Annotated in this window: 10 protein-coding genes; all 10 read right to left on the bottom strand. The window is 36.2% G+C overall.

The features are described from left to right. Window positions 1–2: 2 nt before the first annotated feature. Entirely contained in the window at window positions 3–1130 is a 1128-nt protein-coding gene (locus J4N25_RS22235; protein WP_207424013.1) for a DegT/DnrJ/EryC1/StrS family aminotransferase, read from the bottom strand. A 130-nt stretch (window positions 1131–1260) separates the two neighbouring features. Beyond that, window positions 1261–2853, bottom strand: coding sequence for a gliding motility protein RemB (locus J4N25_RS22230; protein WP_207424012.1), 1593 nt, complete (start codon window positions 2851–2853; stop codon window positions 1261–1263). Continuing rightward, window positions 2850–4799, bottom strand: coding sequence for a polysaccharide biosynthesis protein (locus J4N25_RS22225; RefSeq protein ID WP_207424011.1), 1950 nt, complete (start codon window positions 4797–4799; stop codon window positions 2850–2852). Before J4N25_RS22225 ends, J4N25_RS22230 begins: the two co-directional genes overlap by 4 nt. Window positions 4800–4855: 56 nt before the next feature. After that, a complete protein-coding gene (locus J4N25_RS22220) occupies window positions 4856–5848 on the bottom strand; it encodes an MraY family glycosyltransferase (RefSeq protein WP_207424010.1) in 993 nt (330 codons plus the stop codon). A gap of 83 nt (window positions 5849–5931) precedes the next feature. Beyond that, window positions 5932–6819, bottom strand: coding sequence for an NAD-dependent epimerase/dehydratase family protein (locus tag J4N25_RS22215; protein ID WP_207424009.1), 888 nt, complete (start codon window positions 6817–6819; stop codon window positions 5932–5934). 2 nt (window positions 6820–6821) lie between these two features. Next, window positions 6822–7568 carry a glycosyltransferase family 2 protein gene (locus J4N25_RS22210; RefSeq protein WP_207424008.1) on the bottom strand — a complete coding sequence of 249 codons (747 nt, stop codon included), beginning with the start codon at window positions 7566–7568 and terminating at the stop codon, window positions 6822–6824. Next, window positions 7537–8616 (bottom strand): glycosyltransferase family 4 protein, encoded by a 1080-nt coding sequence (locus tag J4N25_RS22205; RefSeq protein WP_207424007.1) that lies wholly within the window; start codon window positions 8614–8616, stop codon window positions 7537–7539. The genes J4N25_RS22210 and J4N25_RS22205 overlap by 32 nt, the downstream gene beginning before the upstream one ends. Then, window positions 8597–9952 (bottom strand): O-antigen polymerase, encoded by a 1356-nt coding sequence (locus J4N25_RS22200; RefSeq protein WP_207424006.1) that lies wholly within the window; start codon window positions 9950–9952, stop codon window positions 8597–8599. The genes J4N25_RS22205 and J4N25_RS22200 overlap by 20 nt, the downstream gene beginning before the upstream one ends. Continuing rightward, complete coding sequence (locus J4N25_RS22195) at window positions 9949–10803, bottom strand: glycosyltransferase family 2 protein (RefSeq protein ID WP_207424005.1); 855 nt, start codon at window positions 10801–10803, stop codon at window positions 9949–9951. Before J4N25_RS22195 ends, J4N25_RS22200 begins: the two co-directional genes overlap by 4 nt. Beyond that, on the bottom strand, window positions 10782–11831 hold the full coding sequence (locus tag J4N25_RS22190) for a glycosyltransferase family 2 protein (protein WP_207424004.1): 1050 nt from the start codon (window positions 11829–11831) through the stop codon (window positions 10782–10784). Before J4N25_RS22190 ends, J4N25_RS22195 begins: the two co-directional genes overlap by 22 nt. Window position 11832: the final 1 nt, after the last annotated feature.

Below are 11832 nucleotides of genomic sequence, written 5' to 3'. Positions count from 1 at the left end.
AATTAGAAGTCTTTGATAGTATCAGTGATATACTTCAAAGCATCTGGCCCCAGTTCAGTATCCATAGGCAAAGATAAAACCCTTTTACAAAGGTTCTCTGTTGCAGGAAGATGAACATTAGAAGATTTCAGAGAGGCAAAGGCCATTTGTTTATGAAGAGCTATGGGATAATAGATCATGGTGTCAATCCCTTTGGACGACAAGTAAGCTTGAAATTGAACTCTATCTACAGTTTCTGCTAAAGTAATTGTAAATTGATTAAAAACATGAGACGAATGCCGTAACTGCGCAGGTAAACATATCCAACTCAAGTTATCTAAATTAGCATAGTACCAGTTTGCCGCAGATCTCCTGCTTGCAATATACTCATTGATGTACTTGAGTTTAATATCTAATACAGCAGCTTGGAGGGTATCTAAGCGGGAATTTAAGCCAATCTTTTCATGAACGTATTTAATTTTCTGTCCATGATTTGCAATCATCCTGGCTTTTTTCGCAAGACCCTTATGCCGGGTTATCAATGCTCCTCCATCGCCGAAACAACCTAAAATTTTAGATGGAAAAAAAGAAGTACAACCTATATGACCAATAGTACCTGCTTTGCGTCGCTTTCCATCCTGGAAAACATATTCAGCACCTAAAGCTTGTGCGGTATCTTCAATTAAAAAAAGATCGAGTTTTTGGGCGAGGTATAGAAGTGGCTCCATCGAAGCACATTGCCCAAACAAATGAACTGCAATGATCGCTTTTGTACGAGGACTAAGAGCTTGTTCTACAGCGACAGGATCAATTGTATAGCTATGCGGATCAACATCCACAAAGATAGGTATCAGGTTCAGAAGCGAGATGACTTCAGCGCAGGATACGTAGGTGAACGAAGGAACGATTACCTCATCGCCGGGAGAAAGCTCAAGTGCCATCAAAGCTATTTGAAGAGCGTCGGTACCATTAGCACAGCTTACTATTTCTGCTCCTTGTAAGTATTCCCCCAAATGTCCTTCAAATTCCTTTACCTGAGGACCATTAATGTATTTTGATGAAAGCAGAACCTGCTGCATTGCCTCATCTACCTCATCCTTGACTCTTTGATACTGACCCTGCAAGTCAGCCATAAGAATTTTTGGCTTCATCAGGGCCTCCATACTTTTGCAAATATTATTATGTCCGTGGAAAGATTCAAAATCTTGGAAAGATTTCGTCTACTAAACGCTAAGATAGTATTTAGGCATTAATAATAGCAATAGCAACAGTTTAAGACAATTAGAAATCCTGATATATATTTCTAAACGAGCTTCGAAGGCCAAGAGTAAACCAGGTGGTTTTATCTGAGCCTAAAGTATTACTTTCTTTTCTCAGCACTGCTCCAGCCTCCAGCCTTAAATTAATCTTAGGATTCATCAGGAACGAAACTCGTCCATCCAGGTAAGTGAAGTTTGTTTTCAGACCCTGTGCGATGCTATTATCGTAATTAGCTACCCTTGTATTGTAAGACATGAAGATGTTCTTGCCGTAGTTTGAGCCGTTCTGATCCAAACCATAAACAGCAAAATTACCCTGAGCTCTTAGCTGCCACCTTTTCAAATTATAATTCCAGATACTTACAAACTCCTTGAAGTTAGCACCAAATGGATGGGCAAGAGGTTGGTTATAATGACCATAGTTTAGCAGACTGCTACGCTGAGAATAAGTAAATGGTCTGGCTAGATTAAACTCTGCCAGGAAGTTTAAATCCTCTACTTTAAATGCATCAAATCCTTTCACTCCTAGCTGACCGGCAAATTTATTTGCCCAATAGCCGTTTCCTGCAAACACCTCTTTCGCTGTGAACTCATCTAACAGAACCTGTCCGTAAGCTGTTAAATTCCTTGCAACTTTGTATTTGGAATTGAAACCTATTAAAGCGTTATCAGGAGAACCATTATATCCCTCAACAGTCCTAAGGAAAATAAGCGGAGTTAGATAACTTACGTCAAATCCTCTTTTACCAGCCTCATCTGCGTCCTGCCATACAATAGCTTCAAAAAAGCCTAAAGAAAACCGTTTAGTTACATTCCAATCCAGGTAATGGAATGCACCCCATTTCTTTCTGAAGCCGTTATCATAAGAAAAAGGAGCCGCTGTCAAGTCCTCCAGCTGAGCCCAAATGTTAGTATACTGAACATTGCCCAAAGTTGTAACGATCTTAAAGGATGGGTAATTGGTAGCCACATCAGATAAAAGCATCGAACGATAACCGTCCCCAATGAAATTCTTGTCTTGTCCTAAGCTAAAAGAGAAGTATTTGTTAGGGGTATAGTTTAACACCGCAGAAGCATAAGCCCAGTCCTTAACAACCCTGCTTCTTCCAAATTTATCGTTAACCTGACCGGGGATAACATTGGTGCTGTCAATAAAGTTCCTTAAATAAGTAGGAAACCTGCTTTGATTTTCAAAAGCGTTGGTATAGAAGCTAAACTTCTTTCCGATATTTCCCTGTACCTGGAATCCTCTTGTATTAAGCCAGGTATTACTTTTATTAGAAAAATCTTTGCCCACCTGGAAGTCAGGTAAGAAGTCGATATATACATTGAAGTCCTCCCTTTCAATTTGAATGAGATGTTCTGAAAAGAGCTTTCTATGGAGGAAGGAACGTCTAGTGCTATCTGTGTTTAACTGATAAACGGAATCCAGTGCTTTATACCCTTTTTGCCCGAAGTTGATAGGCTTTAAAGCCGTATGAATATTAGAATCAATCGAATAAATAATAGGATTTATCCTTTGATAAAAATTGTAGTCGTATTGAAAGGTCTGAGATTGTGCGAAACTTGTTATGTATAGTATTAAAAAAAAAGCTACAAAGTATAATTTTCTCATTTCATCTGTATTTCCTTGATCTCCTCATCAAGGTCTTCATATATGGAATTATTGCTTTTAAACTCCGGAACAATTTCCTTCATCTTAGCAACAACCTGCCAGTCTTGCGACTGCGAGCCAAGTGTAATCAATTCCTCTATCTGGTTACTGATAGTTTCGAAATTATACTCCCTAGTTTTCGCCACCATGATCTTTTCATGGTGAGTAGGCAGGGTATTCTCTTTATCATTTAAAAGCTCTTCATACAGCTTTTCTCCAGGGCGCAAACCACTGTATTCAATTTTAATGTCTTCGTCTGGTATAAGTCCTGATAATCTGATCATTTTTTTAGCAAGATCTATAATCTTAACAGACTTGCCCATATCAAAGATGAAGATCTCGCCACCCTCACCCATAGATCCAGCTTCCAAAACCAACCTACATGCTTCCGGAATGGTCATAAAATACCTGGTAATATCCGGATGAGTTACCGTAATCGGACCACCGCGTTCAATTTGTTCCTTGAATCTCGGAATTACAGAACCATTAGACCCAAGCACGTTTCCAAAACGCGTAGTAATGAATTTGGTTTTTTTATTCGCCCCTTCCTTATTCAAGTGGGAGAGACCGTTGGAATAGATTACGTTTTTCTGTTTAAACGAGTTGTAGAGCGATTGAACGTAAATTTCTGCCAGACGTTTAGATGCACCCATTACGTTGGTTGGGTTAACTGCCTTATCTGTAGAAACCATCACGAACTTCTCCACACCGTATTTTACAGAAAGATTTGCAAGGATCTTAGTTCCCATCACATTGGTGCGAATAGCTTCAGAAGGATGGTGCTCCATCATTGGCACATGCTTGTAGGCTGCGGCATGATATACGTAATGAGGCTTGAATGTTTCGAATAAAAGCTCCATTCTGTGTTTGTCCCTTACATCACCGATAAAGGCATGACAAGTAGTATCCACGTTTTTATCGTCCAACTCTAATTGCAGGGCGTGTAGAGGAGACTCCGACTGATCACTTAGAATGACTAATTGAGGATCAAACTTACATACCTGCCTGACAATTTCACTACCGATAGATCCGGCTGCTCCAGTTACCAAAACCCTTTTGCCCTTCAACTGCCCTGAAATCAATTCATTGCTGATTTCAATCGGTTTTCTTTCAAGGAGCTCTTCAATGTTAATATTATGAATTTGACGAGTATTGATATAACCGTTAAGCCAAGTTACGGCAGGAGGGAGGGTTAGAACCTTAATGTCATTTTCCAGGCAGAGATCAACAAAAGCATTTTTTCTTTCAAGGGAAATATCAGCAGCCAGTAAAACGTCGGTGATCTTTCCATCAGCTGCAAGTTTCTTTAATTCAGAAGGAAGATAGATCTTAATACTATCGATAGCTTTCCCGCGCATCCGCTCGTTATCATCCAGGAAGGCCACTACCTGCATGTTCAGCTTTCTGTCATGGTCTAACGTCCTTTTAACTGCTATTCCTGTTTCACCTGCTCCGTAAATTACTACGGCTTTTCTGTCCAGTCTTAAGTTTTTGATATATAAGAAGCAATACTTAACCAATACTCTGTAGGTAATTAGCAACAAAAAGCAGCATAGACCATTGATAACTAATATAGAGTTCCCAATGATCAGTGGCTTGTCTTGTGTTACCTGAAAAATGTTCCAGACGAAGAATATGGAGTTGCTAATGACAATAGAGAATAAGATCCGAAAGGAATCCTGGGCACTGGTATACCGTATTATTCCTGCATAGGTGCGAACAGCTCCAAAGACAGCACAATTGATTATTGTGAATATAATAAGGTTCCGTTGAAGCTCGTTTAAATCAATAAAGGAAATATTGAAGTTGAACCTTACGAAATAAGCGAAGGCCAGTGAAAATAGTGAAACTGTGAGGTCCAGACAAAAAATTATCCACCTTGGAACTATGTTTATACGATTGAGCATAGAGGTAGCATTTTAAAGTTGACAAATATAGTGACTTAAGTTTTAGTTTCTGGTAATTAAAATTCAAATACTTGCTTTTTTAATAATCGCTCCTGTCCCTCCATCAACAATCGAAGACCAATGAATATAATGCCCGCTAAAACTATCACCACTAATAACGAAGGAATTTGCTCAAATGAAACAGGGCGAATTAAATAAATGAGTATGAGGTTTATTATTAATTGTGCTAGGGCGTATAGGGAAGAGACAACTAGATGCGGAACTTTTTTCTCGTTTGCTAAAAACTGATAAAAGTGGCTTCGATGAGCTTCAAGGATATTTTCCCGTCTAATAACACGAAATAGAATAGTGGTAACAACATCTAAACCATAAAACATCAAAAGAAGTACAAACGCGTAGTTCTGGGTTTCCTGTATTAACTGGATAATAAGGAATAGTATGATAAAGGCCATACTAACACTACCAACATCTCCGGCAAAGCATTTAGCCTTTTTTCTAAAGTTGAAGAAATTGAAGACTAGCAAAGCAAGCATAGTAGATATGATTAAACTATTAGACGTGAATTTAGAGTGATATTGGTTAACGATTAAAAGTGAAGTGAGAGTGATAAGACTATAAGCTCCTGTGATCCCATTAATACCGTCCATGAAATTGTAAGCGTTCTTTGTCCCTACTATTAGTACAAAGAGAACGGGGTAATAATAAATAGGAAGAGATAGAGGTAAATTGAATAACATAAGTCCTACAGCTAAAAATTGAAAAATTGAGCGAAGCCCACTTTTTAAGGTTTTAATGTCATCAACAAAGCTAATTGAGGAAATCAATATTAAGCCTAAAACAAACCAGGGATATTGGAATCCAGACTGAATGAACCATACGAGGACTGCAATTGGAAATATTATTCCTCCTCCACGGATAGTGATTCTTGTATGAGAACTTCTGTAATTTGGCTTATCAATAATGTTAAACCTATCAGCAATCTTGAAGTAAGCTATTTGAAGAATTAGAAATAATACAAAAAGTACGATATAGATAATGAGATCCGGCATTTTTTATTCTTGAGGCAGTTTATGGTTGCGTCCAACCAATACAGATAAGGGCTTTTTAATACCTAGTTATATTTATTTAAGCGTTATGTTTCAATAATTTCTAGAACTGGCCGTGGACTCCATCCGAATTCCTTTCGGGCTTTGGTGTCATCAAAGGTTAAATCCGACAAAATCTTATTAAGTTTATAGGAGTTGATGAGAGATTTTCTGCCTACTATATCTCCTATTTTCGCTAATCCATGAGCCAATACAGATGGTATATTGACAGGTTTAGGTTTATTTAGCTTGCGAGCTATAACTGCACTCAATTCATAGAAGCTTGGATGGTGCCCATCCGTCAAATTATAAATACCTCCAATCTCCGATGCTGGCAGAATGTATTTCGCTACATCCTCAGCCATTACCATACTTTTACGTGCTGTTCCTCCTGCGATATTGAAATAGTAGCCTTTTTGTATACCTTTGATCATTGCTCTTAAATTACCGGGGGGATTTATACCAGCGATAAGAGGCAGTCGAAGAATTGTGCATTTAATGTTGTTTTTAGAACACCAATTATTAATGATTTCCTCTGCCTGAACTTTACTTTTTCCATACGGATCTTTAGCTTTTAAGTCAGAAGATTCAGGTATTAATAGTCCTGATTCTAAGCCATATACAGCGACAGAACTAATGAAGACAAATTTGCGGGGAAGAAGTGCATTTTCAAGACCTTTTAATAAATTAATAGTTCCTGTAACATTCACATCAAAAAAATCACGAGCTTCCTTTTCATGTTTTGGAACTAAATGAGCCTTCCCCGCTGCATGTATTACAGTCTCAAATTCTTCATCAAACTTCGGGCTATTAGACCTTAGATCAAAAACATAATGGCAATTTTTCCGGCCTAACGTTTTGATTGTGTTGTTTGTAAGTTCTTTGTTTAGATGGGTGCCGAAATAGCCATTCGCCCCGGTCAAAAGGATTTTCATACTTAGAAAAATTGAGTAAGTCTCTTTACTAATCTCTTTGGCATCAGCCCAATGGGTGGCGAGGTATTAAGCTCTCTCCAAGAATTTACAATTTCCCTATTTTGGTTAATAATATTTTTAAAAGAACTATTAGTGGCTCCTCCTAACCTCATTCTTACCATCCACCGATCCATATATTTAGATTTGAATTTATACCTCTTAAAAATTCTTAGCATAAACTCGTAATCCGCGGCCAATTTATATTTCTGGTTAAACAGGCCAGCTTTCTGATACACCACGTTTCTTACAAACAAGCAAGGATGTGGTGGGACATTTCCGTCATCGAAGAACGAATTATAATATTTTTTAGACTTCCACTTCCTTACCACCGTATCCTTCGTGTTCGGTTTAACATATTTTAAGTTCCCATACACTATATCTAACTCTGAGTCTTTTTCAAAAGCAGACATTACATCAGATAATACATTTTGATCTTCATATAGGTCATCAGAGTTAAGTATTCCTATGATTTGCCCCGTAGAGCATTTTATACCCTTGTTCATAGCATCATAAATGCCGCGGTCAGGTTCGGATATTAATGTAGTAATGGAAGACGAAAATTCATTAATAATTGCTAGTGTGTCGTCAGAAGAACCCCCATCAATTATGATGTACTCTATATCGGAATATGTTTGAGATAGTACAGAAGTGATAGCTTCTCGAATTGTCTTATCGTTATTAAATACAACTGTTATGATTGAAATCTTCATTATTATATAATTCATTATACACTTTAATCGTCTCTTGAAAAGATTTTTCCCATGAAAACTTTTTTACTTGATTGAATCCCTTTGCTCTCAGTTTCTCGCGATCTAGATCAATGGACATTATAGCGCTAGTAAAAGCATCGATATCAAGTTGATCTATTAAAATTCCAGCGTCTCCTGCAACTTCTGGGATGCTTGATCTTCGTAGCGCTAAAAATGGTGTGCCGCATTTCATCGCTTCTAGTAAAGGTATACCAAAACCTTCGTAAGAAGAGGGATAAAGTAAGGCGAAAGCACTGTTATAAAGCTCGTTCAACTTCGAAGGATTCACTGCTGTGAATACTTTAAAACGATCAGCAATGTTACTGTTTAAGGTAGAGCTTTCGATGTCATTCAAGGGGGACCCAACAATATATAAATCAAAATCTTTTAGTTCTTTAAGTACTTTAATAGCAAATGTAAAGTTTTTGTAATGTTCTCTAGATCCAACGTAGAGCAAAAACGGTTTTTGGGTAGAATATGTTTCTACTGAATCTATTGGGAAAAAGCAATCGGAGACGCCGTTGTAAATAACTTTAATTTTTGTAGGTGACAGATTAGGAAAACGCTCTAATAGATCAGTTTTAGTATTTTCGGAAACTGTTATTATTTTATTTGCACTCTTAATAGCTCTGTTTTTCAAATAAGAATGAAGAATTTGTCTTGTCCCGGAATAGTATTTCTCGTGAACGAAGTCGTGGATAGTTATAACTTGGAGAGCATTTGGATTAGAGGTCACGCGGTTATAACTAGAATGGAAAATAAAATTCGATCTATATGACTTTAAAGCTAATTGTCTAAATCTTTCGACCAATATCGGGTACTTTTGTATGTTTAATACTTTTGATTGAGGTATATCAATTTCTTTTCTGTTAACGTTACAATTCGGAAATTCAAGGAAAGATACGGGAAGCTCATCTCTTAAAACTCTTCTGGTAAGTTCCTGCCAGTAGGTTGAGATACCTCCTGCAGTCTGAAGGGAATATATAATATTATCTAATAAAATCAACATTGCTTTTTTTTCTATAGAGCAATAAACCTGGAATAAGAAACACAAATAAGCTGCTTATCAATAGTTGATAAATAAACGAACTAATTTCACCTCGGCAAAAGTCAGGTATTAAGACAAAAAATAGGAATATTAAACGCTGGTCTTTTAATGTCTGAACCTTTTTTAGTAATAAACCTAACAAGAAAAAAAAGACTGCAGGCCCCAAAATGCCGAAATTTATGAATAATTCTGTTATGGGAGTGTAAGCATATCCCATTCCTCCTCCAAAATTATCCATCACGAAATCGGAAGCAAGAGAATTGGGTTTCCATGGTATTAATATCCGAGGTATAAAGATTGTTATAGAATTTAATAGAAGGCTTTTTCCATATAAATATTCAAGGTTCCCATTTAAAAAATCGTGAACAGCATATGTTAGGGTATAGAAGGGATATACGAACTCGTTTGAAGACAAGGTTTGATAGATAAAGGCGGCAGAAAAAATAGAGGTTGATTCTGGAGATGAGCGTAATGTAGAAATTGATAAAAATATAAATATTGAGAGTAAAAGTACGATAAAAGAAGATATATTTAGTTTCATTTTCTTTGTATTTACAAAAACCCAGAAAATGCCAACTATCATCGGTGAAAAGTCTCTCCGATTTCCAACGCACAGTTGCATTGCGACATAGTAGGTAAATAATAAAGTTATTATTATTAAAAGCCTCCTTTGAATATTTTTATAGTAAAAGATGAAATATAAGAAAATGCCCGAAATAAGATAGCCACTTACTACCCAAGATTGACTAATTTCTTTGAAAAGGTCTATACGATTAGTTTCCTTTAAAACTCCAGGATTGAATAGTAATTGCTGTTTCCACAGATAATATGAGCGAAATATAAGTAGGATTATTAAGGGTAATATCAGGAACAATGAGTAGCTAAATTTCTTTTTGAAATCTTTACACAACGTTCGCTCATAATAAATAGAGTAGTCCTGGCCCCGAACTACAGATAAACCTAAATTGTAAGAAGGAAGTGATAGCCCGTAAATAAGGGTAGCGAAATAAATGTCTTTCGACACTTCTCCAAAAATTAGAAAGTCTATACAGACGTTAAAAAAGCCATAAAGAAAAAGAAAGAGTAGAAGAATTATAGCAGAGCTGTTGGCAAATAGCCTTTTTGTGGAAACTGCCTCAAGAGAGAAGCCAATAAGGAGAGAGGAAAAGAAGGTTATTATTAGATATAGATCGTTTTTTTCATAAAATAAAACACAATAAGTTAGCAGTACACCAATATTAAGAAAGTGTAGAAGGAGGTAATTATTAAGTCTATTAAATAAAGAAGAGCTTTTCACAATTTTAATAACCAGCCTAAAATTAGGCCATTTAGTTCAACCAAATAGAATTTAGCTTTCTTTCTGTCGATAAAAGCAAAAAGGAAAGTTGCTGTCGTTACTAAGCAGATTCTTTTGAAAAACTTTAGATACAATTTGTGCTTGGAACACAAGAAGCCAAAGCCGCATCGATAGGAGAATACACGTTTTAGAGACTTAGAATCACCTTTAGTTTGTATTACCTGTGGATGAAAGAAATTGAGAGAAGGAGTATAGGAAAGTTTATAATTTGAATCTTTTAGTATTCTATACACCCAATCGTAACCTTCTTCTGCTCCATAAAAGCATCCAGCTCCCATCTTCTCATCAAACTGGAAAAGTTCCCATACCTCTTTTTTTGCAATAGCTGTTGCCTCAACAAAACCTCCCTCCATAGTTTCTATACTTAAGGTGTATGGTTTTTTTTTAAATTTCATAACGCTATCTTTTCCATAGCTGTCTATACATTTTCCGAAGACAACATCCGAACTTGTTTGAATTGCAACATCAAGTCCTGTTAAGTAGGTGTCTTTAAGGATTTTACAATCATCATCGGGAAAACTTAACCATTTTCCATTTGCTAAACGAGCGCCAAAATTCTTTGCTTTTGACAAACCCTTAAAAGACACTTTTTTATGAATTAACGGTAGTAACTCTTGAAACTCTTCGATTACATTTTGGAGTAGGTCGTCGTCATTTTGATCAACAATGATAACTTCGAATCTACGATTAAAATCCATATTTGAAATAGATTCCAGTAAATCGCGAAGTTCATTAATCCTACCAACTGTTGGTACAATAATTGAAAGTATCATATCCTTCTCCATAGCCATTTCCATGTTGATTTTAAGAAAAAGAATTTAGGTTGTTTAATAAAAAGTTGAAGTAGGACAAAAGTGCACCTACCACTTTCGTACCAGGGAAGGTCTTTGGATAACCTTAATGCCGAGGAGTAAGTGAATGTTAGAAATTGACTAAAAAATTTGTTTATTTCTTGCAATTCTTCTTTTGATAATAAATTGGAAGAAATAAACTTATAATGTATTTCAAACGCCTCTTCTAAAGATTGTTTTAGGTACCTGCTATTAAAAATGGTTGAATCCACATTCCTTTTGTATATTCTCAAATGATTACAAGTACTTCTAAAACCTAACAAAGAATATATATATTGCGATGCAATTTTTATATGATTTTCAATTTGGATATTTGCAACCCTATTGGAAATACTATTTGTATTAATTCGATATAAATAAAGTTTATCTTTTAGAAGATGCACTTTATATTTACTATGCATCAGCACGTCAGTCCATAGTTTATAGTCTTCAGTGGCCTTGAAGTCGCTTTGATATTGAAACCGAAGTAAAACAGATTTTTCAATCAATGCGGGCGCATGTGGAATTGGAGAATTAAATAAAGCAGTATAAACTAGGCCAGCGGGAGTATACAATAAATCAAAACCCTTGTATGGGATAGGATTCCCGTTTTCTGAAATCAAACTATAATCGCTTGAAATAATATGAGCCCCGGTAGATAGGTAAGTTCTAACAAGCGTGTCTATTCTTTGGGTTACGGAAATGTCATCAGGGTCCATTCGAATCAAAATATTGTGTGAGGCAAGGCTGACCAGTTTGTTCAAAGTTCCAACTAATCCTAAGTTCTCGTCATTTTTAAATACTTTTATTCTTTTATCAGAAGCTTGAAGTTCAAGGAGAATTTCAAGGGTCTTATCAGTCGAGAGGTCATCAACGCAAACAATCTCTAAATTAGGATAAGTCTGTTGCATTATTGATAGTAAACCTTCCCTTACATAAGGTTCAACATTGTAGCATGGGATAATTACGGATACTTGTGGGAGTAACATA

The organism is Desertivirga brevis (genome assembly GCF_017355835.1).
Note: the sequence above shows the minus strand (reverse complement) of the source record. Positions and strands in the feature narration are given on the sequence as shown.